Raw genomic sequence first — 26,524 nt, 5'->3', positions numbered from 1 at the left:
TGGGAGATCCTTCCCTTATCGATAAATTGCCCATTACCGTACCGGAGAAGAGATGACTGACAATACCAATCCCGATGACGTCAGAACTGCAGTAGGAGAGAGTGATCCCGGTCCGGAAAACACGGTACTTCTGAACGAAAACCCTGATTCCAACCTGCCACCCGCGACCGATCACGGTAACCCCGGTCCTCTCTGGTACTCGTTCGATCTGGCGCCAAAGCGTGTCCAGCCCGGTGGATGGACGCACCAGGTAACACAAAGAGAATTGCCATCGTCGACCGAAATCGCGGGTGTCAACATGCGCCTTACGGAAGGCTCGTTCCGAGAATTGCATTGGCATCACGCGAATGAGTGGGCGCTCATGCTTAAAGGAAAAGCTCGAGTGAGTCTCTTCCAATCTGATGGGAAGATGTTCATAGACGATCTCGAAGAGGGCGATCTTTGGTATTTTCCTGCGGGACTGCCGCACTCGATCCAGGGGATCGGAGGAGATGGTTGCGAATTTCTGCTGGTTTTTGACCAGGGAGATTTCTCTGAAGACGACACATTCTTAATCTCCGAGTTTATGGCTCATACACCTCCGGAGCTTGTGAGGAAGAACACGGGATGGAGTACAGATCAGGTAAAGCAGTTGCCCACGAAAGAACTGTATATATTTCCTGGCACTGCGCCTGGTCCACTTGAATCTGATCGAGAGTTCCTTGGGAAAAATCTAGAAGCCGTGAACCGCTATACATTCAAGCGATCGGAGATGGAGGCTGCCGAGAATACCTCAACGGGTAGTGTGTACATCATCGATTCGAAGAACTTCCCGGTATCGACTGGCATCTCGGCGGCTATCGTCACCATCAAGCCCGGCGCCATGCGAGAGATGCATTGGCACCCGAATACAAGCGAGTGGCAGTACTGGATTCAGGGCAAAGGCCGGATGACCGTAGTGACGACCGGAGGTACTGCTCGCACACTGGACTTCAACGCGAACGATGTCGGATTTGTACCGAGTATGGCTGGGCATTGCATCGAAAATACCGGCACAGAGGACCTCATCTTCCTGGAGACATTTAAGAGTCCTCGTTACGCAGATGTATCGCTGAACCAGTGGATTGCCCGCATGCCCGATGAGATGGCCCAGGCACACCTCAAGCTCGATGTCGCTTCTATTCGATCAGCCCCGCAAGAGAGGCAAGCGACGATCTCAAAACTACCTTTGTAGATTCCGAGAAAAGAAGCCTACTTGTTGGCTGTGGTGCGCAGCCCCAGTCTTGGAGATTTATCTGCGGTTCGTTAACGCTATAGACGTGCGTTCCAGGATCCGCCCTATTTGTGCGGAAAAAGTCCCGTTCTTGGTTGTTTTCGCCTAGATGCTATCGGGTGTCAAAATTACGATCCATACAACAAACGATGGTTCTCTCGAACGACGGTAAAGATGCATCGTCGTTAACATGCGCACTCCTTCAAAGGCACGTCTTCCGTCAACAACCGCTCGGGCAGATGGCCATGATCGAAACGCCGTTAAAGGATATGCACCTTTCGTCCTTCTTGATCCGCGTGCAAATTTATCCTCTTCGACTCGATCTGATTCGGACACGAGCATCATGCTCTATTTGAGATCTGTCCCTTCGGCAGCCAAGCCTGAGGCTTCCGTGCAAGAGACCGCCCCAAGCCGAGTCACGTATGCATTCGCGCTACAAGCGCTCAGGAGATCAATATGGACACAAAAAGCGAAGTGCTCAAGCCCGCGGATTCCGACGCGCTGAACTACAACACAACACCCAATCAGTACGTCACGGTTCACGGAATAAAGCTGGCATACCGAATGATCGGGAACCGCTCCGATGCACCGACGCTCGTTCTCTTTCAGCACTTCACTGGGACTATGGATGATTGGGATCAAGACTTGGTTGAAAAATTGGCCGCCACACGCCCCGTTCTCATTTTTGAAAATGCTGGCATCGGTGCCTCACAAGGTGAACCGCCCGACTCGGTATCTCTTATGGCGCACTACGCGGAGGGATTTCTCGATGCACTCCAGTTGAGCAAGATTGATGCGCTCGGTTTTTCACTAGGGGGTGCTGTCGTGCAACAACTTCTAGCCGATCGTCCCGAACTAGTTCGAAAAGCGATTCTTGTAGGAACGGGCCCTCAGGGAGCGGAAGGCTTCGATAAACTCCCCAGCGTGATTGCAGATAAATCGAAGGAAAGCGCTGAGAAGAATGTGCCGTTGAAAGCGCTCCTGTTCTTCACAGATACACGCGAAGGGCGTCAGGCAGGTCTTGATTTTGTGAAGCGCATTAACAATCACACGATCGATCCAGAACCGATTGCTACACCGGCGGCGGTTCAAGCGCAGGCAAAGGCCTATGTCACTTGGGGGCTTACACCCGCAAACTACAGGCTCCTAGAGGCAATCAAGCAGCCCGTTCTTATCGTGAATGGGAATAACGATCTCATCGCCCCCACGATCAACTCATATGTCTTGTATCAACACATCCCCAAGGCGTACCTCAGCCTCTATCCCGACTCCGGACACGGCTCATTCTTTCAATACTCCACACTCTTCGTCTCGCAGGCGAACGCCTTTCTCGCCAAAGAGGGCGTATCTCAAGACGATGGACAAGTGACGCGTTGATGTCCCGTAGATGGAGAGTTATGCCTTACATGGTCCTTGCGATGAGCGTTGGCATGTTGGGCCAGACAACAAGTAGAAAAGAGATAAGACACATGAGCATTCGAAAAATTAAAGTGCAACGAATCACTGTCATTTCCCACGACACCTTTGATAGCGTCGTAGCTCGGCTTGACGCGCAGCTCGGTCATCCAGATATGGCGGCATTTCGCAAAAAGCTCTCGGAGGCACATGACGAATCCGAAATGAAAGCGATTGTCGATCCAGCGGCTCAACCAAATGGCATCATGGAGTTCGCGCGTTTTGATCTTGGAGATATCATTCGAAAAGAGAATGGGACGGATACTCCAAGAGTTCTTCGTATCGTTGCGGGCAATCCGCTCATTATGAAGGAAATGGTGAAACATGTACCCGACGCTGGCTCCTACGCACCTGTGACCATTCTGATTGACGAACGTGCAGATGGAATCCATATCTCGTACGACACGATGGTTTCGCATCTTGCTCCGTACGGTAACAGCGAGGCTCTCCAAGTAGCGAAAGACCTTGACATCAAAATCGAGACAATCATGGATGCCGCGAAATAGTATCGCTCGCAAGCGAGTGGTAGAGAGTCATGGCCCGTCTTCTCTGGGAGAGTCGAGGGCCACATTACGCTCTAGCTTTTACAGATGCCTCGAATTGTCTCCATCTTGTAAAACAAAAGTCTGTTCTTCGCCAACAGACTACTGCAACGGCCTAACTAGTCCATAATCCCTAGTAAGTATCGGTTAACGGAGCAGAGATACGAAGGATATGCAGGCGCCTAATCCAAATAAAGCCTTCTGGGAACGATTTGCAGAAGACTTATATATCCGGGAGATGCCCACAGCGGAACTCTGCGTTTCCCAACTTGCCCCCTCTACGTTTGGGAGAGTCCGGAGCAGGGAAGGTTTACCGGAGGTCACGGAGGGCCACGGAGCCGCACATGACTATCTGCTCGCGCTTCAACTGGCGGAAATACCCTTTATCGAGCAGCTCCTGGCGGCCAAAAAAGTATCGGAAGGATGTTATCCAGCTGGCGGTGTGAGTGTGATTCCATTTGAAGAGCGGCCTAGAATTTTCCTGCCTGGCTCATTCGATACCTTGATAGTGCGGATCACGCAGGCCTCACTTGATGAGATAGCCTACTCTCACCGGATACCTCGAGTGGATCGATTAATCCAGACGTTCGGACGTATGGATTCCGTCGTATACAACCTGGGTCAAGTTCTCGCTTCAACGTTACAGCAGCCAAATCATGCATCTAAATTTTTTGTCGACCACGTTTTGCACGCGCTGAACTGCCACCTCGCTTTCTCCTATGGTGGCATTCCGCCACTGGCAGCGCATGTGCGAGGCGGGCTCACTGCGCGACAGGTTAAGAGAGCAGCGGAGTTCCTCGATGCTCATTTAGATGGAGACATTGACCTCCGACAGGTTGCGGAAACATGCTCACTTTCAGTGAGCCATTTCACGCGAGCCTTCAAACAGACCTTCGGGAAGCCACCCTATCGCTGGTTGATCGAACGTCGGATTGATAAGGCGACAGTTCTGATGGCAAACTCTCGCCTCCCGATCGCGGATATCGCCATGCAATGCGGATTCGCAGATCAATCGGGGTTCAATCGTTCCTTCAAGCGCATTCATGGAGTTACTCCGGGAATATGGCGTCGAATGGTCGTTAACTAAAGGTCGGGGTTGATATCTCGCGCTGAAAGATTCTTGTTATCTCTGACGTGCTGTTGCGGCAGCGCCGCGTCCTTTGGGCATAGGATGCGATGGCGAGTCTGCGGATGTGCCCTTAACAATGGGCATCACAACAAGAGAGGTTAGACGCATGAAGCAGCATCGCCTTGAGGAGGTCATCCACCTGACATGGCCCGCTCGAGAAAGGGTATTCGAGATTGTAGCGAACTGGACTGAGGACCAGTTGTCGTTCAGGCCTGACGATGGTGGGTGGACGGTAGGCGAGATTCTGGAGCACCTACACCTCGTAGAGTTCATGACGTTACAACGGATTTGGGGATCGCCAGAGGAACGCGAGACGCATCGGTCGATTCCTATGATGCAAACCGATAAACCTCGGTCTTTCTCCGAACTTGTCCGCGACCCGAATGAGGCTCTTAAAGTTAAGGCACCGGTCGTGTGGTGGCCGCAGGGAAAATCGTCCGGCTTGTTTTGGCTTGAAGCGCTCAAATCCAATCAGCTCTTAATAGAAAAGCTTCCACTGGTTCTAGACGATGAGCTTGCGTCAAGAATTGTGTCGCCACATTTTCTTTTTGGGCCTCTCAATGCCTTGCAGTGGCTTGAGTTCCTTCCATTCCACTTAGATCGCCACGTGAAGCAGATAGCGCGGCTTGAGCAGAGGGAAGACTTCCCGCACGCATAGATGCAATCATGCTTACCACCACGTGAACCGCGACGTATTGGTTGGTCTCTTGTGCTCTAGTTCAGTGCGTTGGAATCCGCTCACTTGAAAGGTGCGCTATCTCTTTTCATGCCGATCTCCTGAGCCCTCTGGTGAGATTTGCACGACTATGAGAGGCACGCTTACCTCGGATTCGCGGAGGGCGAATAGCCGGAAAATTCAACTCCGAAAAGATTGTTAGTTTGCTCCCGTGCCATCGATTGTTAAGGACGCGGAGAGATGTCAATTTTCATAAGGATCTTGGCCCGCTTTTGATGCTTTTTACCTATACCCCTCCGCGTGATGATGGCTAAGCTCACCCCAATAGGACAGCAAATCTTGGTACCGCTACACAGCTACGTCGTGGTCGCCTACGCGTTATTCGTGCAGACGACCAAGACCGTCGAGCCTGTGAGCCGGTCCCTGTCCAAGGAGTATGACAATGCAGATATCCAAGTCTGTTCGCAACATGATGGCGCCATGCGCCTTTCTTCTCGCAATCCTTCCCACTGCCAACATGACGGCGCAAACTTCTCCAACAGGGGGAGCGAAAAACGTACTACTCGTCCATGGCGCGTGGGCAGACGGTTCCAGCTGGTCCAAAGTCATTCCTTCGTTAGAGGCCAAGGGACTGCATGTTGTCTCTGTCCAGATCCCGCTTACGTCGTTTGCGGACGACGTTTCAGCGACCCAGCGTGCCATCGCGCTTGAAGATGGTCCAGTCTTGTTAGTCGGCCATTCGTATGGTGGTGCGGTTGTTACGGAAGCCGGAAATGATCCCAAGGTCGTCGGAATCGTCTACGTAGCTGCGGTAGCACCGGACAAAGGAGAATCCGCATTTGGATTGATTACCAGCGTTCCCACTCCCGTCGGTACTGAGCTGCGACCGGATAAGAGTGGCTTCATAAAGTTGACACCTAAGGGAATTTCAGAAGATTTGGCGCAGGACCTCTCGGCGAAAGAGATCTCGGTTCTAACGGCAACGCAAGTGCCTACAAGTGTCGGTGCAATGAAGGGAGAGATCACGACCCCAGCGTGGAAGTCGAAGGCCTCGTGGTACATCATCGCCGCAAACGACCGCACTATTTCTCCGCAACTTGAAGCCGCCGAAGCAAAGAAGATCGGTGCAGCAACAACTACGGTTGCCTCAAGCCACGTCGTTATGCTGGCTCAACCGTCGCAGGTCGCAAATGTAATTTTGGACGCGGCTTCGAAAGCCACCTCGAAGTAACGCCTCCGGGGGCAAGTCTTTCGGGTGGAAGTTCTCCTTCTGAAAAGGCTTGCCTCTTGAGCTGCAGCTTTGGTTTCAGCCGCAGCCCAGCCCGCTCCTTCCGAGGTCGATGGCGCCGAGCAATAGCCTCAACAAAACGCAAAGACAAAGGACGAACTCATGCTCCACAACTTCTACGTGAAGGGCGCTATCCGCCTTCTGATTCCAACAATCTCTCTGGCGCTAGCGGGATGTTCTTCCAATAGTGGCGGAGGGCTTCCACCAGTGCAGGCGGCCGGTCCAACAGGTGTTAAAAACGTCCTGTTGGTGCACGGAGCCTGGGCGGATGGCTCGTCATGGAATCCTGTCATTACAAATCTCAACGCCGATGGATATAGCGTAACGGCCGTCCAGCTTCCGCTCACGTCTCTTGCTGACGACGTTGCGACAGTCCAGCGCGCTCTTGCACGAGTCACCGGCAAGACGTTGTTGGTGGCACACTCCTATGCGGGTGTTGTCATCACTCAAGTGGGCAACGATCCGAAGGTTGCCGGTCTGGTGTATGTGGCAGCGTACGCACCTGACAATGGAGAGTCTGTCATGGACCTCAACGGCCAGGTGGCGGCGACGCCGATCATGAATGATTTGATACTCGATACGAATGGCTACCTTACACTCACCGTTTCTGGCATTGCGGCTGACTTCGCGCCAGACCTTTCGCCCGAACAGCAGACAACCATTGCTGTCACGCAAGGACCTGTTTCCGCTCCGAATGCGTTTGGCGTAAAGGTGTCTCAGGTGGCATGGAAGAGCCTTCCGTCCTGGTATGTGGTGTCTAGCAATGACCACGTCATATCGCCGACTCTCGAAATGAATATGGCAAAGCGAATGAACGCGACGACAACGACGCTGACATCCGGCCATCTCGCGATGTTGAGCCATTCCGCAGACGTAACGAAGGTTGTGGAAACGGCTGCAACTTCGCTGAAGCCCTAGCGGTTTCCCAATAGAGTGAAACATTGAGGAATGGGGATGGCGTTTCTGATCGATTGAGGTTAACGACGGCCACATCTGGATAAGTCTCAAAGGCGCGATTCCTGGTTAACTCCACGCCCTAGAGAGTTGAATGAGTGCTTTCCAAATTAGAGTCTCGTTACGGGCAGTAAAAGCCCATTGGTGGGATATCACTCACGTCAAGCGAAGAAGGCGTCTGCGGGGAGGGGGAACCGAGGGAAAAACGTTCTGTCTAAACCCTGCTTGGCTAGGCTGTCGATGAGGATAGTGCCAGTCTGAGGTTTACCGTTGATCTCGAGTACTGGGACGAAACGACACGCCAGGCCTACCTTGATATACTTTTTCAAATTGACGGAAGCCATGCTTCTTATCCACTGCATAAATCGACACTGTCATCTAGCTGTGTCGGTGGATTGCGTTAGCATTTTGGATAGTAAAGGTGGGCTTTCGCTGCAAAGTGCTGATAATAATGTGCGGGAGTAGTTCAGTGGCAGAACGTCAGCTTCCCAAGCTGAATGTCGCCGGTTCGATCCCGGTCTCCCGCTCCAGCCTTCGATAGCGCTCCTTTTGCAGCCGCTCCGCCTTGCGCTGCATCCATGACATTGTTGCCATTGTGAGAAACGAAAGAATGCATCCTAGTAGAGTCTCTGAGACACGAGAGGCCAGCAAACTGACGGATCGTTCGCCGCTGGCAATCATGGTCAGCATCAGCACAAAGGCATACGCTCCACAGGCAATGTCATAACGCTTGGGCAGGCTGAGTGCGTACAACATCATGCCCATCGCTGTTGCGCCCCAAAGGAGAAGATGATCCTCGGCCCCCAGGACGAGGAAAGCCAAGCCGATGGGAACGCCAATCGAAGTACCGATGATTCGACGACGAATCCGATCTGTGGTGCCGGGCGTTTGGGTGGAAACCACATAGGCCGCGGCTGTGATTGCCCATGCTGGTTCGTGCAATCGAAAGATCGGCGTCAATACAAGTATTAGGACTGCGGGAATGGCTGCCTGAAGCCCTAGGAGAAGCGCTCTTATCCACGCCGGCTTCGTCTCGTTGTCCGGCCCTTGTGGCGTAAGTCGTGGCGTAGCCTCCATCTCTCCATGCAGTAGTAGCTGCGGAAGTGTGGCGGCGGTGAGTGCGATTAAGAAAATCAGTGGGCCGTCGGTTGTCCAGGAAATACTTGCATGAGTTGTTAGTGCAAGCAGAAAACCGATGTAGATCTGCGAACCGATGCCGGTAGCGAGATCGCCATACACGCGAAGTCCAGAAACGAAGAATGCGCCGAATACAAGCAATATTTCGGTAAAGGAATGTCGGCCGTACTGGAGATACCTGGCGGTCGAAAACAGCAAGGTTGCTGTAGCGGTGCCGGTGGTTTCAAGCAGCGCCGCGTGGCGGATAGATGTTCTTCTGGAAGCGGCGCTTTCGCTTACACAGGCCCACAAAGCCAACCCGCTGCATAGGCTGAGCGCAGCAGGCGAGGCTAGAGAACGATGGATATAGTGCGCGGAGAGAAGAGACAGTCCTATTGCCAATGCGTAGGCAAGGATAAGTCGCGCGCCTTTCCGCACGCCATCTCTATGAAGGGTCGCAGCATTCCGAATTCGTTGCGGTAATCTCGCTGCAATCTTCATCCGATGTCTGGTGGCCCGCGGTGAGATGCAGTGGCCGGCTTGATCTCACAGTACGGCGGCTGGCCCGTTGATGCGATAGCGGTCTCCACACGGGAACACCGTGTAGGACTACACGCAACTGAGGGAAGTCTGAGACGTGTAAGAAAAAGACGTGGCATGGTGATGGACGAGGTGCGGTATACCTTCTTCATGCGTATTCCGCTTTCTCTGATTGCTGTCGTGTCAATAGCTGTGTCTCCCTGCATTTCAGCGCAGATGGCCGTGATGGATACCTCGATGGGACGCGTGACTTGTCATCTGTTCGCGGATCGAAAACCCGCAACCACCGCGATGTTTGTTGGATTGGCGAATGGGACTATCGCATGGGATGGTGGCACTGCTAAACCCTTCTATGACGGCACGGTGTTTCGTGGAAGTTCCGGCGCCATCTCTGGAGGATTGCGTTCCGGCGTCGTAGTGAAGGCGCTTGCGGATACGCCTTTGGAGGAGCCGGGAGATCGCAACTTCGATGCACCGGGGCTGCTGGCGATGATTGGAGAGAAGGGAAAGATGGCTCCCCGCTTCACGATTCTGGATCATGCGAATGCAGAATCGGATTCGCCAAATCGTTCCATCTTCGGGTTGTGCGATGCGGCGTCGGTAAAGGTGGTTCAGGAGATTTCACACCTGCTTACGTCGGCAGATAACGATCCTTCCGCAGCGGTGAAGCTGCTTCGGGTGTCGATTGTGGAGGATGCCGCCTCTGCGCCGCCACCGTTGACCCCAGTTCCACTGCCGCCTGTTGTGCAGGCAAAGTTACAGGGGCCAGAACCCACGGGGCGCGTGGCGGTCTTCCATACTTCCATGGGAAATCTGACCTGTCGTTTGTTTGAAAAGGAATCGCCTATTGCTGCGCAGATCTTTGTGAGTTTGGCAGATGGAACAAAGGATTGGACGAATCCGAAAACGCATTCCCTGGAGCATGGTGTGCGCTTTTACGACGGCATGATCTTCGATCGGGTCCTACCGGATTTCGTTATTCAGACCGGAGACATCACGAACGATCCCAGCGGCGCGACCGACATCGGCTTTCGCTTTAAGAATGAAGACACGCCGGGGCTTACGTACGATCGGCCAGGGCGTCTCGCCTTTGGAAACAACGGCAAAGACACCAATAACAGTGAACTGTTTTTCTCAGAGCATCCCATGCATCGCCTGGATGGTGGGTTCACCATCATTGGACAGTGTGACGATACCTCGGTGAAACGCATTGAGGCAATCGCTCGTGTGCCGCGTGATGAACACAACCGACCTCTGACGCCGGTTATTATCCGTAGCGTGACGATTCATAAGTAAGACGCAATGAAAAAGGCCGCCAATGCTGGCGACCTTTTTCATTGATGATGTTGATGAGGAATTACTTGATGCTGGCCGTCTTCGTCTCGCGCGACTTATCGCTGCGCTCTTCCAGTGCCAATGCTTCCGGCATGAAAGTAAGTGCCTTCGCGAGAGCTGGATCCTCATCGCGAGCGACTTTGAAACCAGCGTTTGCGCCAAACTGCGAGATGAAGAGCTGGCTGCGGATGTTGGTCTTCAGCCATGTCTGATTCGTGTTGAAGTCGGCGTCGGTATAGTCGATCTTCTCTGACTTCAGGTAGGTCTTGAAGTCGGCCAGAACCGCGTCGTCTACGGCGAAGTCCTTCGATACAGTGTGATGGCCCAGATAGCGCTTCATGTATTCAAAGAAGACGCCATGCGACAGCATCGTTCCCTGGAAGGAGTTCGCACGAGGCGACTCAATCTTCTCGTCGGGCGTGATGCCGCCACCGCCGTAAACCGTACGACCGCTGTCCGTCTGCTTCACTTCAAGATTCGACTTGTCGGCTGGCTTGGCGTCGTTGCGAACGTAGTAATAGTCGTACAGCGAAACACCGTTGTAATCACGCTGGATCAGGCGGCCGCTGGGCGTGTAGTAGTGATAGGTCGTCAGTGCGAGCCCGGTGTTTTCTGCAATCTGGAACACGGTTTGCACCAGGCCCTTGCCGAAGGTGGTTTCGCCAACGATCAGAGCGCGGTCATGATCTTGCAGAGCTCCCGATACGATTTCAGCAGCGGACGCCGTGTTGCGGTTCACCAGGACGATGATGGGGTAACGCTTGCCCTGCTCGCCATGGTTGGCGCGATAGACGACATCCTGGAAGCTGCGTCCCTTCTGGCTGACGACGATATCACCCTTATTCAGGAACTTGTCGCTCATGGCGACGGCTTCATTCAGCAGGCCACCGGGGTTGCCGCGCAGGTCGATGATCAGACCCTGGAGATCGGGGCCGAACTTGGCCAGAGCGTCGCCAACCTCATGCGAAGTGGTTTCCATGAATTGCGTGACATGAATATAGCCAATGCCTGGACGGATGAAATCCGCGAGATCGACTGACGGGCGGGGAATTTCATCGCGCACCAGATCAAAGCTGATAGGCTTGTCCTGCCCTTCGCGCAGCATCTGGACGGTGACGTGCGTGCCCTTGGCACCCTTGAGCAGATTGCTGACCGCGAGGGAATCCATGCCGTCGGCATTTTTGCCGTCGATGGTCAGAATCGCGTCGCCGGGGCGGATGCCGGATTTGAAAGCAGGCGATCCGTCAAAAGTATCAATTACGACCACACGCTGCACGCCGTCCTTATTAAGCTGCGGCTGGATATGCATGCCCACGCCATAGTAGCGGCCATGCTGATCTTCGCGCATTTGCGCGTAAGCCTTTGGATCGTAGAAGTTGGAGTGCGGGTCAAGCACGTGCAGCATGCTGGGAATCGCGCCGTCGTAGATGATCTTGTCGACGTGGTCCTGATCCAGTTTGTCCGCGTAATTCTGCTCCACCAGGGAATACACGTCAGTGAACTGGTGCAGGCTGTCACGAACAGCACTCTCGTCCGTGGTGGACTGGGCATTTACGCTGTTGTTCACCAGCGAGCCGCCGACCGCGCACGTGGCGAAGAACAGCGAGAGAGAAACTACGGCGCGGCGGGTGCGTGTGGACATGCGGTATCGGTACCTCAGCTTGCTGCTTCGACCACTCCTCCAGACCGCAAAGAGCGCTCCAGAGTATGACGGAGTATAGCACCGGTATGTCACCCGGCGCGGGCCAGAGCCTCCGGCGATTTCTATCCCGCGAAACGCTCTGGCTTCCCCTTTATCTGCCCAGAGACTTGTAGAATGGGAAGATGGTTTGGCCGATGACGATGGTTTACCTTCGCTCGTCTAACACCGTGCGGGTCAGTGTGCCCGTTTTCAAGTCTCTCCGCAGGTACGCATGACCGAATTGAACAGGCTGTTCCGCGCCGGTATTTTTGCCGGAGTTCTTCTCTCCACCGCTGCCGTGGCCGTAGGCCAGAGCGCGCCGCAGAACATGCCGCGTCCGCGTTACCAGTCGCCGGGTGTGCCGCAGGCGCAGCAAATTGCCGAACCCACGCCGCAGTTCTCGCTGCCGGTCACGCCTTCCATTACGCCGAATGCGACGGTAGTGGAAGACATTGTGGTCCGCGTAAATGACCAGATCATTTCGCGTTCCGACGTGCAGCGCGCTGAGGAGCAGTTGCAGCAGGAGCTGGCATCCAGCCGCGGCAACGGGGGCGATCCCGTCGAACGGCAGAAGAACCTTCTTCGCGACCTCATCGATCAGCAATTGTTGCTGTCGAAGGGCAAGGAGCTCGGCCTGAATCCGGATGCCGAAGTTGTCCGTCGCATGGATGAAATCCGTAAGCAGAACAACTTCCCGTCCATGGAGGCGCTGGAAGCAGCCATCCGCCAACAGGGTCTGTCCCTGGAAGACTTTAAAGCCAATATCCGCAACAACATCGTCACCAGCGAAGTGATTCGCGACGAAGTGGGTCGCAGCCTGAGTGGCAAGATCTCGGGTCCGGCTCTTCGCGAATATTACGAGCAGCACAAAGCCGACTTTGCCCAGCCGGAGCAGGTGCGGTTGTCGGAAATTCTTGTTCCCACAGCGGCAAACGCAGACGATACACAGATTGAAGCAGCGCAGAAGTCGGCGCAGGGCATTTACGACAAACTGAAGGGCGGCGCGGATTTTGCGGCTACCGCTAAGTCTTCGTCGGGTGGTCCGACGGCTGCCCAGGGTGGCGATCTTGGCCAGTTCAAGCATGGCGCACTCGCGCAGGTGCTGGAAGACAAGACGTTTCCGCTGCCTGTCGGCGGTTTTACGGAGCCCATCCGTACCCGCCAGGGCTACGTCATTCTTAAGGTGACAGAGCATCAGCAGGCAGGCTCGCCGCCGTTGGAACAGGTTGAAGGCGATGTGCAGAACGCGATGTATCAGGAAGCGATTCAGCCTGCTCTGCGCGCGTACCTGACGAAGTTGCGTGAAGATGCTTACCTGGACGTGCGCCAGGGATTTGTGGACAGTGGCGCCAGCACGAAGCAGACGAAGCCTGTGTTCGCGGCGTATGTGCCGCCGGCACCGAAGAAGAAGCAGGTCGAAAAGCAGCGTATGGATGAGCGTAAGCGTGCGCAGGTAGTTGCTGCTGCTACGCCCGCCACGCAGGAGCTGGGCAAGAACGGCAAGCCGAAGAAAGTTAAGCGCGAAAAGATTCGCTATGGTCAGGCGCCACGTACTGCATTGCCGGAAGGTACTGCAGATGGCGATGCAGTAAACACAGCCACCAGCGCTGCTGCGCCGGGGCAAGCCATTAGCCCGCTGCAGGAATCTTCGAACACCGTTGCTGCGAACGCACCGGATGAGACAGATCCGACGGCTCCGAAGGCAGAAAAGCAGAAGAAGACCCGTTACGGTAGCCGCGAAGTGGAAGTGAAGCAGAAGAAGCAAAACGCTCAGAACGCGAAGGTAATGGAAAAGGTCAAGGCAACACCTATTGCTGCGACGTCTGGAGAAAAGCAGGACAAGACTACCCAGTCCAGTGCGCTCGGTCTTAATGGCAGCACAGCGGACAAGAAGAAAAAGCCGAAACGTCAGAAGGGTGAAGCGAAGGAACGCATGCAGCAGAAGGCGGTTGAGAAGCCGGCGCCGCTGGATGACAACGGCCTTCCTGATCGTCTGCATCAGGTCAACGGTCCGGCTAAGCCTGCGGCTGACGGCAGCACTGCGGCGGGCACTTCCACTAAGCCAACCGGAGACGCGACACAACCGGCTCCTACCGACAAACAGTAGGTACGCAGAAAAGCAAATGGGACAGACAATCGTCTGTCCCATTTGCTTTGTGCTGGAAACTGCCTTCGTTGTTACGGTTTCACTGATGCACTATCGCTTTACGAGTTGCGTCAGATACTCCAGCGCGCGGGGATCATTAGACTGGCCCAGCCAAAAGACAGCCTGTTTACGGACGGCAGCATCTTTATTGTTCTGTGCCAGTTCAATAAGGCGCGGAGTGCCTTCGTCGTTTGGCAATCTCGACAGTGCAAATACTGCGGATTTGCGAACCCCCTCGTCGGGATCGTTTTGTGCTGCATCACTCAGGCTGCCGGCCACTCGTTTGCCAACAATGTTTGCCATCCAGAACTGTGCTTGTTTCCGTACTTTTGGCGATGCATCCTGATGCGCGGTGCGGATCAGAATATCTGCGGCGGATGGTTCTCGGGTTAGCGTAAGGTCAAAGGTCAGTTTCTCGCGAAAACGATCATCCTTATCGTCGCGTAGCCAAGTATCGAGAGTCGGCATGGCTTCTTTACCGTGCTGTGTGCTGAGCCAGAAAGCTGCTTTTTCGCGCACTGCAAGATCATGGTTCGCAGAGGCAAGGGCTATGAGTACAGGTACCGTCGCTGTCGAACTGTGAATGCTGATGGCGAAGATCGAGCTATCGCGCAGCTTGTTCGATGTAGCGCTCTCTGCCAGCGATTGAAGCGTTGCGATGCTCTGAGCAGGATCAACCGTTGGCAAAAACTCTACCTTCGTCCCGCCTGCGTCCAATTGGCGTTCCGGGTCTTCCACGCGAATGGTTTGCACGGCGTGGTTGGCGATACGAAGCAGAAGCAAGGCGCGATAGGATTCGTGAGTGCTGTCGCTTTGATCGTTTCTATCGCGGTCGTGATCGCCTTCAAGATAGGCCACGCTATCGGAGTTCCAGCCGTTCTGAATTTTGCGCGAAGTTGGAATGGTATAGGCCAGCCACGAAACTGAACTGCCCGCTTTCAGTGTGTTGATTTCATTCGTCAGGTTCGACGTGGATGCGACGCTGAACTGCCCATTCTGAATCTTCGGCTGCTGTGCTGCGAGCGGAAGAGCAAGCATGGAAATCAGGATCATCTTGCGCATGGTGCCTCCTTCAAGGCGTAGAAGGTCCAGGACATGCGAGCGGCATGTCTGGAGTGTTATTCGCTGTGGGTGAATTACTTCAGAAGTTCCATCATGTAATCGGTTGCCGCCTTATCCTTCATCAGGGCAAGCTGGGCAACGATGTCATGTTTCAGACTCAGATCTTTCTCGTTGCGCGCAAGGTCGACCATCCGCGGCGCGTCGCCGGAGATGAACAGCGAGGAGATTACTGTCCGCTTGATGGAGCGGTCATTCGAAGAGCGATAGATCTCTGCAAGAGTGTCATTGGCTCGCTTGCCTTGAAAAACACCCATCATGCGGATGGCTTGTTTCTGTTCTTCCGGAGCGACCTTGCCTGTCGCTACATCCCGTACCAGCGCCTGTGCGTCGGGTGAAGAGTTTTGCGCGAGCATCGTGAGGGCCCTTTGTTTCAACTCTGGTGAGTTATTGCCGGTAAGGATATTGCGAACGAGAGGGAGCGCCTGCGCGGGATCGCGGTTCAGCAGGGAGTTCAATGCAAGGGCTTTCAGATCTGCGTCAGACCCGACGGTGCTACGCCGTGAGTCGCGGTCAGCCCTTGCTTCTGCGGTGGAAGCACCGCGTGCAACAGTAAGCGCAGCGCAGTCCTTGTTCCAGCTGCTGCTGGCAAAACTCGTTTGCAATTGTGAGCATGTGCTGCTTACCAGCTCATCGCGACCAAGTTTGTTTAATGCATATGCCTTCCAATACAGCGCGGCATCTGCCTTCTTGCCCTTGGCTTCCACCACACGATCAAAACTAGTAATGGCGTCCTGCCACCGTTGCTGATCTAGCGCTTGTGTACCGCGTGTGTAGTCGTCTTCCGCAGGTACCGCGAGAGAGACTTCAACAGCGGCTGCATGCATAAGTGGTGTCGTGCAGCACGCAATCAAAAGACATGCAGTGCGAAGGCTTAGTTTCATTGGGGTTCTCCAGTCAGATGGCTGTGGTTCTGGCGCAGTATGCGCAGGTCAAACAAAAGGCCGTCGGTATTCATCTCCACCCGCAGTTGCATTCCGCCTTCAGCCGGATTGTGGGCTGAGGTGAGCACGCGACCCAGGCGTTCCAGCGCAAATGCGTCGGGCAGATCGCCATCTCTCCGCGCCTCACGCAGATAGACCGCATTGCTGGTGAGCAATCGCTCACCTTCCGCCTGCGTTTGTTCATCCAAGGGAGCGGTTGCGTGGTTTACAACGGTGAGCCAGCGCTCGGCGCGGTCCAGATGCTCCGAGACACTTTGTGTTCCAACATTCTCCGCAGGTTGTCGAAGCTGGATTACTCCTGCTTCACTTGGTTCTGCATGTTTGCGTAGAAGGCGCGGCACAAAGAAGGCTGCGATCACCAACAGAGCAGCGATGATGCCTGCGGGAACAAGTACGAATTGTTGCCAGAAGCGCGTCTTTTGGGGGCGCTCAAGGACGGGAAGACTATTGCGCAGATGTTGCCATGCAGCCTGCGTATCGGGCGCCGGTACAGGTTCCGCGGAAAAGACGCGAAGCGTGCGCTGGATTGATTCAGAAAGCGCAGCATAGGCATCATCCGTTTGCAGGCGAGCGCGTATAGCCTTCTCGTCGCACGGCTCACCCAAGTGGTAGGCGATCAGTTCCTGCTCATCATTTTGCAGGTTGTCTTGCCAATGCTGATTGCTCATCGCGTCCCTCCTGCAAGCGAAGCTAACGATCCGCGTAATTTACTGACGGCGCGAAACACCGCCTGCTTTGCGGAGTTCGGGGGTACCCGCAAAGCTTCTGCAATCTCGGCAATGGGAAGGTCTTCCATGTGTCGCATGGTGAATGCGGTGCGCTCCATCGGTGTGAGCGCTTCCATCGCTTTCTGCCGCAACCGCGCCGACTCGGCATCCAGAAGTTGTCTCTCCGGTCCTGCGTGACTATCGGCAACCTGTAATGGAAGTGTTCCGGGTGCAGCCGGTTCATCCAGTTGCTGCGCTCCATGACTGATGTCTCGCATTCGGCGTTCCACGAGATTGAGTGCAGAATTCATCGCGATGCGGTTCACCCAGGTTGAGAAGTTGCTGTCTTGCCGAAAGCTTTCCAGCTTGCGGTAGGCGCGAAGGAATGCGTCCTGCGTGGCCTCTTCCGCATCCTCGGCGTTGCCGGTGATACGAAAAGCCATGCGATACGCGACGGGATAGTGCCGCTCCATGAGCAGGCGATAGCTGTCGCGATCACCGCGAAGCACACGCTGGATGGCTGCTGACTCGTCCCGTTCCATTCGCTCGATTAGACAATGAGTTTTGGCAATGGTTAGGAAGAATTTTCTGGCGGAAAGCGGTTAAATCACAGCGCCGTTTAGAGTAGGCACGTCAATCGCTCAGAGACGGTTCCGAAGCTGAAGGGAACGTCCTGCCGCTGGGTGAAATCGATAGATCACACGCGACCGTTTTTGAACGGCTACGCATCCCCAAGAATGCGTCATCATCATCGGTGATGGATCACAGTGAGTAGAAGCGAGGATAGACCATTCCAAAGAATCTGGACGCCGATGCAAAGCAGTATGAAAGCGACCACTCGCAAGATGCCATGCGCGGTCGACGGCGCAATCGCCTTGGTGATGATGGGCGCATTCGCATAGCAATAATAGACAGCCACGCTCAGCACAAAGATTGCAATGAAAAGCCCTAAATGTCCGAACACCACGGAACTACGGGTTCCATCGGAGAAACGTGCGCTCAAGGTCAGCAACACGACAAGTGTTCCTGGCCCCGCTGTGACAGGAAACGTGAAGGGATAAAAGGCTTTGTCTTGAAGGCTATCGAATCTTCGAAGAGAACTGAGCTGCGCCTCTTCCCGCTTGTCATTAGCGGATGCTTCGGAATCCTTAGCATTCAGAACCGACCAGCCGATGGCAGCAATGACGATGCCGCCCGCTACCTGGACAATCGGAAGAGATATCCCGAAAAAGTTGAGAATGGCTGAACCAAGCAGCTCAAAGACTGCGAGGAAACAGACTGTATTGATCGCGATCTTCCGGGCAAGCGCGCGATAGACAGACGGCGGTGCCTCTCCGACGAGTCCGAGGAACACAAGGGCTGAGCTGAGCGGATTGACGAGCGGCAACAACGCGCTGAACGCGATCAGAAACGAACTCCAAACGATCAAGAAGCCCCCTTAGAAATGTTCCGTCTTCGAATAGTACAGAAGCGCTTCGGGTTTCCGTTCGATTGCGGAGCACTGCACAACCCTCGGTCACTTCGTATTGAACAAAAATCGGTGAACCTGGGTGGATCAAACCGGCGATGCTTGCATTCTGAAGCACTGACGGCTTATAGATAATGGCCAGTCGGTTTTTGGGGCGACGCTCGTGCGCACAAAATTCTACGTTTTCCTTTTTATTCTGTTCGGTTCCCTGGCGGTTTCGTGGCTGTCTGCAGCGGCAAGGCTATTGACGCCCGGTCAGCCACTGCCGTCATTCAAGCTGACCGGGACAGACGGTGTCGTCTACACACCTGAAGATTGGAAACAGAGCAAAGTACTCGTCGTCGCCTTCCTATGCAACCACTGCACGGCTTCACAGGTGTACGAAGCGCGGCTGAATGGGATGGCGCAGCGATTTAACTCTGCGGGAGTTGCGGTCATCGCGATTCAATCCAGCAATCCAGCGGCGGTTACGGAGAGGGATCTTGCCTGGTCTGACGTGGGCGACAGTCTTGAGGATATGAAGGAGCGTGCGGAGTTTCGTAAGTTCCGCTTTCCTTATCTCTATGATGGCGATACAGGTAGCACTGCGCAGGCTTTTGGTGCGACCGTGGCTCCATACATCTTCATCTTCGACGCAGCTCGCAAACTGCGATATGAGGGTAGGATCGATAGCGATCCGTCCGATGGGCAAAGCACAGTGCACAACGCATCCGATGCGATTGAAGCATTGCTTGCGGACAAACCGGTCAAGTTGTCGACGACGACAGCGGTTGGATGCAAGTTACATCTGGGAGCGACGACGAACGCAAAGTCGATGCCGGAGTCGAGGCCAATCGACGTGACCCTTGCCAGCGCGGAGATGCTGACGGCGCTTCGCCGGAATCCCACCGGGAAGTTACTGTTGATCAACTTCTATGCCACCTGGTGTGGCCCGTGTGTCACAGAGTTTCCGGACCTTATGGCGACCAACCGGATGTATCGCGACCGGGGACTCGCGTTCACCACGGTATCTTCCAATGTCCCTGCGGAGAAGCCTGAGGTTCTTGCCTTCCTGCGTAAGATGAATGCCACGACGACGAACCTGCTCTACGGTTCCGATGATACCTATGCCATGCAGGACGCGTTTGATCCTAACGCTGGTTCCGCAGTACCCGTGACCGTGCTCCTGTCCCCGCGCGGGGATGTTCTCTTTCATGAACAAGGCGAAATTGACTTGATGGAAATTCGTCGTGCGATACTCGCTAACCTTCCTGACGATCCGGATCACGTGGGGGCGCAAGCCTACTGGGCGGCGAAATAGCCCCCTCCACGTCAACGAACTTATTGCTTTCGAGCTAACAAGGGGAGCAGATTTATGCGTCGCAATCTAATTCTTATACAGGCAGCGCTCGCCACCGCCTCGTCCCTGGCCTTTGCTCAAACTGCGCCTGCCCCTCCAGCGGCACCTGGTGCCACCAAGACCGTTCCGATGAGCGCTAACCTCGAGCATCCGCTGATGCCCATTGGGACTGACGCGCCGGATTTTGCATTGACGGGAACGGACGACAAGATTCACACACTATCGGAGTTCAGCAAAGGCAAAGTGCTCGTGGTGATGTTCGAGTCGGTTCATTGTCCAGTCTCTGAGAACTACGAAGGACGTATGCGCGCCTTGTACGACACGTATCACGGCAAAGGCGTGGAGTTTATTGCCATCAATCCGAACAATCCAAAGGCGGTGCGTTTGGATGAGCTTGGCTATACGGATCTGACGGACGCACCGGACGATATGAAGATTCGGGTGCGAGATCGCCAGATTCCCTGGCCATATGTCTCAGACGGACAAACACAAACCACAGCGCAAAAGTTCGGAGCTGTGGCGACACCTCATGTCTTCATCTTTGATCAGGATCGTAAGCTTCGCTATGAAGGCCGAATCGATGACAACCAGAACCAAAGCCTGGTGAAGGTGCACGATGCAAACGATGCTATCGAAGCCTTGCTCTCAGGGGGCACCGTCGCGGTTCCGCATAGACCTGCCTTCGGATGTTCGACCAAGTGGTTGTCAAAAACAGGCGACGTCGACCGTGAGATGGCGAAGATTCACGCGGAGCCGGTTGCGTTGACGCCGACTTCTGCCGCCGAGATGACGGCGCTTCGCGCAAACAATACCGATAAGGTCACCGTGGTGCACTTCTGGAGCACAACGGTTCCAAACGGCGAGAAGGATTTTGCAGCTCTGCAAACCACCTATCGCATGTACCGAGGACGAGCCTACGACTTCGTGACTGTGAATACCGATGGGTCGGCAAAGACGACTCAAGCAACCGACTTCCTGCATGCGCAATATGCCTCCAGCCGCAACTTGCAGTTAGCTGCCACAGACATGAAGGCGGTGAGCGATGCTTTCGGCACGACGTTGAGTGCTAACGAAGAGTTCACCGCGGTAATCGCGCCGGGTGGCAAGGTCGTTTACACACATAAAGGCCCCTTGGATGTTCTTGAGCTGCGTCATGCAGTTTTGGCGAACTTTACAGACAACCCTCACTATCCCGGCCAGGCGGAGTACTGGGCGTCGCGCACAAAGTAGAGGGGCAGCGCAACATCATCTTCCATAAGGACTCACCTCATGAAGAAGCGACAAAGCCTTCTCGGATGCCTCTTTCTACTGCTTGCTCTCACGACGCTTCTTAATGGTCAGAAGCCTTACGAAATCGTGAAGTGGAATGCGGCGGTAACAAAGTCCACCACCACTTCTGTAACGGTAGCGCTCTCGGCAACGATTCAGGATGGCTGGCATGTGTATGCCCTCTCGCAGCCAGCGGGTGGTCCCATGGCGCTGAAGATCACCATTCCTACGGGGGCGCCGTTTGCCTTGCAAGCTCCCGTACCCGAAACGAGCGTGATCCGTCACGAAGATCCCACTTTTAAAATGGAGACCGCCTACTATCTCACCGCTGTGAAGCTGGCCTTCGATGTGAAGAAGGAGGCGAAGGCCGGAACTGCTTCGATACCTCTCGATGTCCGTTTCCAGGCATGTAATGACAGGCTTTGCCTGCCACCCTACACAGCCCATCTTTTGGCTCCTCTGGAGAGCAAGTGAAGGGCTATTGCCACCGTGGGATCGGCTGATCCCTTAAGTGGTCAGTGCATGTCTTCGTTCCAAGGGTTTAAGATTACCCTCCGTGGAACGGCTGCTCAGATTTTTGATGACGAAATCCTCCGTCTGTGGGCGATGGCTAGTGGTATGCCTTCTGGTCGCCGGGCTGTCCGGCTGTAAGAGCAAATCTGAACATGCGGCTGTCGATGGCGGGGGACACCTCGATTTCAACCGGGATGTGCAACCCATCCTTGCCAGCAATTGTTTCAGCTGCCACGGGCCCGACCCTGGGAATCGCAAGGCTGGACTCCGACTTGATCTTGAGGAATCGGCGTTTCGGAAGCGGCCGGGACATCCGGATGCGATCGTCCCCCATCATCCGGAACTGAGTGAACTCGTCAAGCGGATCGAATCCAAGAATCCGCACTACCTGATGCCTCAGTCCGCGCAAGGCGACGCCAAGCCCATGAAGCCGGAAGAGATTGCTGTGCTGAAGGAGTGGGTGAAAGAAGGGGCGATCTACCGTCCGCATTGGGCTTTTGAGGCTCCAGTCAAAGCGCAACTGCCGCAAGTAAACAATGCGGCATGGGCCAAGAATCCCATCGACCACTTCGTCCTTGCGAGTCTCCAGAAGCAGGGGCTGACACCATCTCCCGAGGCGGACAAACGCTCTCTCATCCGTCGTGTCACGCTCGACCTGACCGGCCTGCTGCCCGACCCGAAAGAGGTCGAGGCGTTTGTGAAGGATACGTCGCCTGACGCGTATGAGCATTTGGTGGACAGCCTACTGGCGCGACCGGCCTACGGCGAGGCGCGCACGCGGTACTGGCTGGACTACACGCGCTATGCGGACACCTACGGGATTCACTTCGATAACAATCGCTATATCTCGCCGTATCGTGATTACCTGATCCGTTCCTTTAACTTGAACAAGCCCTATGACCAGTTTGCGATGGAGCAGATTGCCGGGGACATGATGTCGGCAAAGACGCTGGACGCGGTCATCGCCAGCGCCTATGTGCGCTCGGGTATCAGCAGTAATGAGGGGGGCGCGATTCCTGAAGAGTTGCGCGTGAACATTGCCCGCGAACGGACAGAAGCTTATGGTGCCGCGTTCCTTGGGCTCACCGTTGGCTGCGCCGTATGTCACGACCATAAGTACGACCCCACCACGCAGAAAGACTTCTATGCGTTGAGCGCTTTCTTCAACAATATGGAAGAGCTGCCTTTCAACGGCGACGCTCCGAATTGGGCTCCTGTGGTACGGATGCCGAAGCCGCAGAATGAAGCAGCATATGACCGCGTGTGGGCTCGGCGAACGGAGCTGCAGAGCAGCATGAATCAAGCTCGCGCAGATGAACGCAGCATGGTCACCGCGTGGCTTGCATCGCAGAAGGATCTGCCGACTCCTGTGTCGACGGATGACATGCAACTTCGCCTGCGCTTGGATGAGGGAGGTGGCAAGGTGCTTAAGAACTCGGCGCCTCATGCGAGCCCCGCAGAATTTTCCATTGGTAAAAACAAGCCGCAGTGGAGAGAGAACACATTCCTATGGCCTGACTTCCGCCTGGACACGACCACTCGCATAGGCCTCGGTCAGACCGGTGACATCGAGTGGAACCAGCCGCTCTCCGCAGGCGGTTGGATCATGCTTCGCGCCGCACCCAGTTTCAGGAACGCAGGCGGGACGTTGATTTCCAAGGTGGATAGCAATAACCATATGCGCGGATGGGATCTCTTCGTGAATCGCGGCGTGCTCAACCTGCAACTGGCAGACGAAGGGCCGACTGGCCTTGTGGTGAAGGATCCCGCGCCGGTGAAGGCAGCACAGCAGGCCTTTCACTATGACGACCCTCATCCTCGTCCCAAGCCAGCTCCCAAGAAGCCTGATCCAAAGAAGGCTGATCCCAAAAAGATGGCAGCGGCGCCACCTCCTGAGGAGAAGAAACCGGGGCGTGCGATTCGTGTCGCCGCAGTAGTACCCATTCCTTCTGATGGTTCCTGGAAACACATCCTCTTTACCTACGATGGTTCGGGTAAGGCTGCGGGCATCAAACTTTACGTCGATGGCAAGTCGATAGCGACAACAGTCGTCGTGGACAATCTTCGCCCGAACGACAAGGCGCAGCCACCTACTATTCGGACGCAAGCGCCGATGATGATTGGCTGGCGTTATCCCGAGGGCAACCCCGCGCATGACACGCGATATCAGGATCTTCGACTGTACAAGCGCGCTCTGACGCCGGACGAGATGGCTCTGCTGCCTTATGAAGACTATGCCGCAGAGCTGGTGGCCAAGCAGACCACGCACTGGAACGCAGACCAATGGCACGCAATGGGCGAGTTCTATCTGAACCACGTCAACGCGGATACGATGGCAAAGCAGGCTGAGATCGCAAAGCTCGACGGCGAACTTGCCAAGCTATCGGAGGGCGGAGAACTCTCCATGGTCTCCTCTGAAAAGCCTTCGATCCCATATGCCGATGTTCTGACACGAGGTGTCTACACCGCACGTGCTGAGCGTGTCGCTGCCAACACGCCGCACTACCTCCCGGCATTGCCTGCGAACATGCTGCATAATCGCCTCGCACTGGCGAAGTGGACAGTCAGTCCTCAGAATCCGCTGACCGCTCGAGTTACTGTCAATCGCATGTGGTACGAAGTCTTCGGCACGGGTCTTGTGGAGACCACAGAAGACTTCGGCATCATGGGCGGTCGTCCTTCGCATCCCGAATTGCTTGACTGGCTTGCCGTCGAGTTTCGTGAGAGCGGATGGGACATGAAACACATGTACAAGTTGATGGTGATGTCGGAGGCGTATCGCCAAAGCGCGGTGACTCGGCCCGATCAACTAAAGAGAGATCCTCGAAATCTACTGCTGGCGCATGGTCCGCGATTCCGCATGGATGCAGAGATGCTGCGTGATGTCGCGCTTCAGAGCAGCGGCTTGCTTGTGAACAAGATCGGTGGCCCGAGTGTGAAGCCGTATCAACCTGCGAACGTTTGGGAGCAGGTGAGCCACCCCCGGGCCGATACGGCAAAGTATGAGCAGGACCATGGTGACGCACTCTATCGCCGCAGCATGTACACCTACTGGAAGCGCATGGCTGTCGCGCCAGATATGGATGCGTTCGATGCACCGATGCGTGACGGGGCATGCACACGCAGACAGCGCACGGACACGCCTCTGCAGGCGCTGGTCACCATGGACGATGTGCAGTGGGTGGAGGCATCGCGAGCGCTTGCGCAGCGCGTGATCAAACAGGGGGGACGGCAACCAGAGCAGCGAATTCGCTTTTTGAGCAATATTCTCCTTGCCCGTGATCCATCGCCAAAAACAACGGCAGTATTAATGGCTTCGCTCGACAAGATGCAGAAGCATTATGCGACCGACGCGAAGGCTGCAACCCAGCTTGTCTCAGTCGGCGAAATGAAGCGTGATACGTCCATCTCCGCATCGGAGCTCGCGGCATGGACTATGGTTGCCAGCGAAATGTTGAACCTGGACGAGACGTTGACGAAGTAATGAGGGACAGGACATGAAACAGCATCCTCTCTGCACGGATAACGAACACGAACTGGACGTCTCGCGCCTTGCGCTTCCTGCAGAGGTTCGGCGAGAGTGGGCATCGCTACAGACACGCCGTCACTTCCTGGGCCGTGCCGGCAAGGTGATGGGATGGGCCGCCATGGCAAGCCTCGTTGGCGAACGTGCCTTACAAACACATGCGTCCAGCCCAAAGACACCCGCAGGCGCACCCGGCCCCGATGAACTGAAACTGCCGCATTTTGCACCCAAGGCCAAGCGCGCCATCTATCTGTTCATGTCCGGCGGCCCGCCACAGCTCGATATGTGGGATTACAAGCCGAATCTTGCTGCGCAGTATGACAAGGACATCCCCGATTCTGTTCGAGGAGCGCAGCAGGTGACCGGAATGACCGCAGGCCAGGCCCGTTTCCCCGTTGCACCTTCTCATTGGGATTTCAAGCGCTATGGTCAAACGGGAACCTATGTCAGCGATCTGTTGCCATACACCAGCAAGCTGGTGGACGACCTCACGATCATCAAGTCGACCAACACCGACGCCATCAATCATGAACCCGCAATCATGCTGATGAACACAGGCAACATGAATGCGGGCAAGCCGTGTCTGGGTTCATGGCTCTCCTATGGGCTTGGCAGCATGAACGATAATCTGCCGACCTTCCTTGTGCTCCAGACCAAGCTGAATCCCAAACAGGACAATCAGCCGGTATCGTCTCGCTTGTGGGGCAGTGGCTTTCTTTCGTCGGAGTACGCAGGCGTAAGTCTGCGCTCGGGGGGTGAGCCGGTTTTGTACATCGACAATCCCGATGGTGTTGATAGCACGACGCGCCGCCAAATGCTCGATGCTGTGAATCAGATTAATCGTGAGACATACGAAGAGGTCGGGGATCCGGAGACCAACTCGCGCATTGCTCAGTATGAGATGGCGTATCGCATGCAGACATCCGTGCCGGAATTGGCCGACCTGAGCAAGGAACCACAGACGACGTGGGACTTGTATGGCGAAGAGGCAAAGGAACCCGGTACGTTCGCATACAACTGCCTTATGGCGCGGCGCATGGCGGAGCGTGGTGTGCGCTTTACGCAGGTTTACAAGCGTGGCTGGGATGTACACGGCAACGTAGTGGGAACACTGCCGACGCTATGCGAAGAAGTGGATCGTGGCTGCTATGCGTTGGTGACCGACCTGAAGCAGCGTGGGCTCTTGGACGACACGCTGGTGATCTGGGGCGGCGAGTTTGGCCGCACGGTGTATAGCCAGGGTGGCTTGTCGCGCGAGAACTATGGTCGAGATCATCATCCGCGCTGTTTCACTACGTGGATGACTGGTGGCGGTGTGCGTCCCGGTATCTCCTACGGCGAGACAGACGATTACAGCTACAACGTTGTGAAAGACCCGGTGCCGGTGCGCGATTTCAATGCCACCATCCTTCATTGCCTTGGCATTGATCACAACAAGTTGACGTACAAGTTCCAGGGGCTCGATCAGAAGCTGACGGGAACCACACCCGCAAACGTGGTGCAGGGGCTTCTGGCATGAGGGTGT

21 protein-coding genes, 1 tRNA gene and 1 pseudogene are annotated in these 26,524 nt (G+C 55.2%); 16 read left to right on the top strand and 7 right to left on the bottom strand.

Going from position 1 to position 26,524, the window contains the following annotated elements; all coding sequences use genetic code 11:
* Window positions 1-52 precede the first annotated feature (52 nt).
* The 8 genes from M504_RS15500 (at window position 53) to M504_RS15460 (ending at window position 7,826) form a co-directional block, all read left to right on the top strand.
* Window positions 53-1,213 carry a cupin domain-containing protein gene (locus M504_RS15500; protein WP_052200904.1) on the top strand — a complete coding sequence of 387 codons (1,161 nt, stop codon included), beginning with the start codon at window positions 53-55 and terminating at the stop codon, window positions 1,211-1,213.
* A gap of 495 nt (window positions 1,214-1,708) precedes the next feature.
* The gene (locus tag M504_RS15495) at window positions 1,709-2,629 is read left to right on the top strand and encodes an alpha/beta fold hydrolase (protein WP_052200903.1); all 921 of its coding nucleotides are present in this window, start codon (window positions 1,709-1,711) and stop codon (window positions 2,627-2,629) included.
* Between the two features lie 92 nt (window positions 2,630-2,721).
* Window positions 2,722-3,213, top strand: a complete 492-nt coding sequence (locus tag M504_RS15490; RefSeq protein ID WP_047495471.1) for a DUF302 domain-containing protein — start codon at window positions 2,722-2,724, stop codon at window positions 3,211-3,213.
* 208 nt (window positions 3,214-3,421) lie between these two features.
* Complete coding sequence (locus M504_RS15485; RefSeq protein WP_047495468.1) at window positions 3,422-4,336, top strand: helix-turn-helix transcriptional regulator; 915 nt, start codon at window positions 3,422-3,424, stop codon at window positions 4,334-4,336.
* A gap of 148 nt (window positions 4,337-4,484) precedes the next feature.
* The gene (locus tag M504_RS15480; RefSeq protein WP_047495466.1) at window positions 4,485-5,036 is read left to right on the top strand and encodes a DinB family protein; all 552 of its coding nucleotides are present in this window, start codon (window positions 4,485-4,487) and stop codon (window positions 5,034-5,036) included.
* A gap of 460 nt (window positions 5,037-5,496) precedes the next feature.
* On the top strand, window positions 5,497-6,285 hold the full coding sequence (locus tag M504_RS15475; protein ID WP_047495463.1) for an alpha/beta hydrolase: 789 nt from the start codon (window positions 5,497-5,499) through the stop codon (window positions 6,283-6,285).
* 159 nt (window positions 6,286-6,444) lie between these two features.
* Window positions 6,445-7,260, top strand: a complete 816-nt coding sequence (locus M504_RS15470; RefSeq protein ID WP_047495460.1) for an alpha/beta hydrolase — start codon at window positions 6,445-6,447, stop codon at window positions 7,258-7,260.
* Between the two features lie 491 nt (window positions 7,261-7,751).
* Window positions 7,752-7,826, top strand: a tRNA-Gly gene (locus tag M504_RS15460).
* On the opposite strand, the gene M504_RS22765 is transcribed toward M504_RS15460, so the two are convergent.
* Complete coding sequence (locus M504_RS22765; protein WP_369792917.1) at window positions 7,777-8,373, bottom strand: FUSC family protein; 597 nt, start codon at window positions 8,371-8,373, stop codon at window positions 7,777-7,779. The genes M504_RS15460 and M504_RS22765 overlap by 50 nt on opposite strands.
* 696 nt (window positions 8,374-9,069) lie before the next feature.
* On the opposite strand from M504_RS22765, the gene M504_RS21485 reads away from it, so the two are divergent.
* Complete coding sequence (locus tag M504_RS21485) at window positions 9,070-10,248, top strand: peptidylprolyl isomerase (RefSeq protein ID WP_052200902.1); 1,179 nt, start codon at window positions 9,070-9,072, stop codon at window positions 10,246-10,248.
* A 61-nt stretch (window positions 10,249-10,309) separates the two neighbouring features.
* On the opposite strand, the gene M504_RS15450 is transcribed toward M504_RS21485, so the two are convergent.
* The gene (locus M504_RS15450; protein ID WP_047495454.1) at window positions 10,310-11,929 is read right to left on the bottom strand and encodes a S41 family peptidase; all 1,620 of its coding nucleotides are present in this window, start codon (window positions 11,927-11,929) and stop codon (window positions 10,310-10,312) included.
* A 271-nt stretch (window positions 11,930-12,200) separates the two neighbouring features.
* Here M504_RS15450 and M504_RS15445 point away from each other — a divergent pair, with 271 nt between their 5' ends.
* Window positions 12,201-14,075, top strand: a complete 1,875-nt coding sequence (locus M504_RS15445) for a peptidyl-prolyl cis-trans isomerase (RefSeq protein WP_052200901.1) — start codon at window positions 12,201-12,203, stop codon at window positions 14,073-14,075.
* A 90-nt stretch (window positions 14,076-14,165) separates the two neighbouring features.
* Here the strand turns inward: M504_RS15445 and M504_RS15440 are convergent, their stop codons facing one another.
* From M504_RS15440 to M504_RS15420, 5 genes are all read right to left on the bottom strand, one after another.
* Entirely contained in the window at window positions 14,166-15,176 is a 1,011-nt protein-coding gene (locus tag M504_RS15440; protein ID WP_047495451.1) for a HEAT repeat domain-containing protein, read from the bottom strand.
* Between the two features lie 74 nt (window positions 15,177-15,250).
* On the bottom strand, window positions 15,251-16,117 hold the full coding sequence (locus tag M504_RS15435; RefSeq protein ID WP_047495449.1) for a HEAT repeat domain-containing protein: 867 nt from the start codon (window positions 16,115-16,117) through the stop codon (window positions 15,251-15,253).
* Entirely contained in the window at window positions 16,114-16,845 is a 732-nt protein-coding gene (locus M504_RS15430; protein ID WP_052200900.1) for a hypothetical protein, read from the bottom strand. Before M504_RS15430 ends, M504_RS15435 begins: the two co-directional genes overlap by 4 nt.
* Window positions 16,842-17,426 carry an RNA polymerase sigma factor gene (locus tag M504_RS15425; RefSeq protein WP_047495446.1) on the bottom strand — a complete coding sequence of 195 codons (585 nt, stop codon included), beginning with the start codon at window positions 17,424-17,426 and terminating at the stop codon, window positions 16,842-16,844. Before M504_RS15425 ends, M504_RS15430 begins: the two co-directional genes overlap by 4 nt.
* Before the next feature lie 206 nt (window positions 17,427-17,632).
* On the bottom strand, window positions 17,633-18,313 hold the full coding sequence (locus tag M504_RS15420; protein WP_047495443.1) for a MarC family protein: 681 nt from the start codon (window positions 18,311-18,313) through the stop codon (window positions 17,633-17,635).
* Between the two features lie 202 nt (window positions 18,314-18,515).
* On the opposite strand from M504_RS15420, the gene M504_RS15415 reads away from it, so the two are divergent.
* The 6 genes and pseudogenes from M504_RS15415 to M504_RS15395 all read left to right on the top strand — a co-directional run bounded on the left by M504_RS15415 (window position 18,516) and on the right by M504_RS15395 (window position 26,518).
* A complete protein-coding gene (locus tag M504_RS15415) occupies window positions 18,516-19,652 on the top strand; it encodes a redoxin domain-containing protein (protein WP_084214456.1) in 1,137 nt (378 codons plus the stop codon).
* A 54-nt stretch (window positions 19,653-19,706) separates the two neighbouring features.
* On the top strand, window positions 19,707-20,921 hold the full coding sequence (locus tag M504_RS15410) for a redoxin domain-containing protein (protein WP_052200899.1): 1,215 nt from the start codon (window positions 19,707-19,709) through the stop codon (window positions 20,919-20,921).
* Between the two features lie 39 nt (window positions 20,922-20,960).
* On the top strand, window positions 20,961-21,434 hold the full coding sequence (locus tag M504_RS15405; protein WP_047495440.1) for a protein-disulfide reductase DsbD domain-containing protein: 474 nt from the start codon (window positions 20,961-20,963) through the stop codon (window positions 21,432-21,434).
* Window positions 21,435-21,540: 106 nt separating this feature from the next.
* A pseudogene (locus M504_RS22760) lies at window positions 21,541-21,810 on the top strand (c-type cytochrome domain-containing protein); the annotation flags it as partial.
* A gap of 54 nt (window positions 21,811-21,864) precedes the next feature.
* Window positions 21,865-24,957 carry a DUF1553 domain-containing protein gene (locus M504_RS15400; RefSeq protein ID WP_052200897.1) on the top strand — a complete coding sequence of 1,031 codons (3,093 nt, stop codon included), beginning with the start codon at window positions 21,865-21,867 and terminating at the stop codon, window positions 24,955-24,957.
* A 13-nt stretch (window positions 24,958-24,970) separates the two neighbouring features.
* On the top strand, window positions 24,971-26,518 hold the full coding sequence (locus M504_RS15395; protein WP_084214455.1) for a DUF1501 domain-containing protein: 1,548 nt from the start codon (window positions 24,971-24,973) through the stop codon (window positions 26,516-26,518).
* Window positions 26,519-26,524 lie beyond the last annotated feature (6 nt).

Source organism: Terriglobus sp. TAA 43 (genome assembly GCF_000800015.1).
Classification (GTDB): domain Bacteria; phylum Acidobacteriota; class Terriglobia; order Terriglobales; family Acidobacteriaceae; genus Terriglobus.
This window is presented reverse-complemented; position numbering and strand designations above follow the sequence as displayed.

Excerpts from the sequence above, each read along its gene's own strand:
- M504_RS15500 (WP_052200904.1), top strand. The coding sequence starts at position 53 with ATGACTGACAATACCAATCCCGATGACGTCAGAACTGCAGTAGGAGAG.
- M504_RS15495 (WP_052200903.1), top strand. The coding sequence starts at position 1,709 with ATGGACACAAAAAGCGAAGTGCTCAAGCCCGCGGATTCCGACGCGCTG.
- M504_RS15490 (WP_047495471.1), top strand. The coding sequence starts at position 2,722 with ATGAGCATTCGAAAAATTAAAGTGCAACGAATCACTGTCATTTCCCAC.
- M504_RS15485 (WP_047495468.1), top strand. The coding sequence starts at position 3,422 with ATGCAGGCGCCTAATCCAAATAAAGCCTTCTGGGAACGATTTGCAGAA.
- M504_RS15480 (WP_047495466.1), top strand. The coding sequence starts at position 4,485 with ATGAAGCAGCATCGCCTTGAGGAGGTCATCCACCTGACATGGCCCGCT.
- M504_RS15475 (WP_047495463.1), top strand. The coding sequence starts at position 5,497 with ATGCAGATATCCAAGTCTGTTCGCAACATGATGGCGCCATGCGCCTTT.
- M504_RS15470 (WP_047495460.1), top strand. The coding sequence starts at position 6,445 with ATGCTCCACAACTTCTACGTGAAGGGCGCTATCCGCCTTCTGATTCCA.
- M504_RS22765 (WP_369792917.1), bottom strand. The coding sequence starts at position 8,373 with ATGGAGGCTACGCCACGACTTACGCCACAAGGGCCGGACAACGAGACG.
- M504_RS21485 (WP_052200902.1), top strand. The coding sequence starts at position 9,070 with ATGGTGATGGACGAGGTGCGGTATACCTTCTTCATGCGTATTCCGCTT.
- M504_RS15450 (WP_047495454.1), bottom strand. The coding sequence starts at position 11,929 with ATGTCCACACGCACCCGCCGCGCCGTAGTTTCTCTCTCGCTGTTCTTC.
- M504_RS15445 (WP_052200901.1), top strand. The coding sequence starts at position 12,201 with ATGACCGAATTGAACAGGCTGTTCCGCGCCGGTATTTTTGCCGGAGTT.
- M504_RS15440 (WP_047495451.1), bottom strand. The coding sequence starts at position 15,176 with ATGCGCAAGATGATCCTGATTTCCATGCTTGCTCTTCCGCTCGCAGCA.
- M504_RS15435 (WP_047495449.1), bottom strand. The coding sequence starts at position 16,117 with ATGAAACTAAGCCTTCGCACTGCATGTCTTTTGATTGCGTGCTGCACG.
- M504_RS15430 (WP_052200900.1), bottom strand. The coding sequence starts at position 16,845 with ATGAGCAATCAGCATTGGCAAGACAACCTGCAAAATGATGAGCAGGAA.
- M504_RS15425 (WP_047495446.1), bottom strand. The coding sequence starts at position 17,426 with ATGGAACGGGACGAGTCAGCAGCCATCCAGCGTGTGCTTCGCGGTGAT.
- M504_RS15410 (WP_052200899.1), top strand. The coding sequence starts at position 19,707 with ATGCGTCGCAATCTAATTCTTATACAGGCAGCGCTCGCCACCGCCTCG.
- M504_RS15405 (WP_047495440.1), top strand. The coding sequence starts at position 20,961 with ATGAAGAAGCGACAAAGCCTTCTCGGATGCCTCTTTCTACTGCTTGCT.
- M504_RS15400 (WP_052200897.1), top strand. The coding sequence starts at position 21,865 with ATGCCTCAGTCCGCGCAAGGCGACGCCAAGCCCATGAAGCCGGAAGAG.
- M504_RS15395 (WP_084214455.1), top strand. The coding sequence starts at position 24,971 with ATGAAACAGCATCCTCTCTGCACGGATAACGAACACGAACTGGACGTC.